The organism is Streptomyces sparsus (assembly GCF_054776295.1).
Genome location: NZ_BAAHCA010001418.1, coordinates 1 through 867, shown reverse-complemented (window position 1 = coordinate 867; position 867 = coordinate 1). Strand labels below are relative to the sequence as shown.

1 protein-coding gene is annotated in these 867 nt (G+C 75.7%); it reads right to left on the bottom strand.

Features of this window, described 5'->3' with window-relative positions; all coding sequences use genetic code 11:
* A partial coding sequence (locus tag ACYVE9_RS28790; protein ID WP_461030820.1) for a 4'-phosphopantetheinyl transferase family protein occupies window positions 1–828 on the bottom strand: 828 nt, incomplete at its 3' end.
* Between the last annotated feature and the right edge of the window lie 39 nt (window positions 829–867).

Here is an 867-nt window from a genome sequence, read left to right as displayed (position 1 = left end):
GGGGGCAGCGGGCGCCGGTGCAGCTGCCGGGGCGGGGCCCAGCAGGGTGTCGAGCAGGCCCTCGTCCAGCGCCGTGCCCACCGAGAGGTCCCCGGCGCCGCCGAACCCGGCGTCGTGCACGGCCGCGCTGACCAGGTACCGGCCCAGCGGGAACGTGCCGAAGCTCCAGTCCTCCTCGGCTCCGGCCGACGAGCCGTCCGGGCGGACCAGGCGGGCGCCGTGCTCGGTCAGCGCGAAGCCGAACTCGGTGAAGCGGAACCGCAGCCCCTGCCCGAGCGCCTTGCTGTACGCCTCCTTCAACGTCCACAGCCGCACCAGCCGGTCGTTGCGCGCGGTTCCGGTCAACTCGGCCATCGCGCCGCGCTCGTAGCCGGTGCAGGTCTGCGACTCCGAGCCGGTGCCAGCCATCTGCCGGTCGCCGCGCTCCACGTCCACACCGACCCTGCCCCGGCGGGTGATGCCCACCACGAGCATCTCCTCGGTGTGGCTCAGGCTGACGTCGATCTGGTCGCAGCCGCGCACGAAGGGACGCCCGCCGGCCTGGTACGCCAGGTCGACCAGCTCGGGCCGGGTGTCGATGGCCGCTGCCGCGGTGGCCCGCAGCAGCAGCCGGGAGGCCACGAACCGGTCCCGCAGCACCGGGTGCGTCATGCTCTCGTAGCGGTCCCAGTCCCGGCCCAGCATGCGGCGCAGCCGCACCGGGTCGCGGTGCTCGGGCAACCACGCGGCGCGCCGGCCGTAGACCAGCACGGTGCCGGTGACGGCCAGCGTCTCCCGGACGGACTGCCACGGGCCGTCCGGACCGTACACCGGCAGCGGGGCCCGCAACGGCTCCTCCGCCGGTGCGAGCCGTGCCGCCGGGGGCCC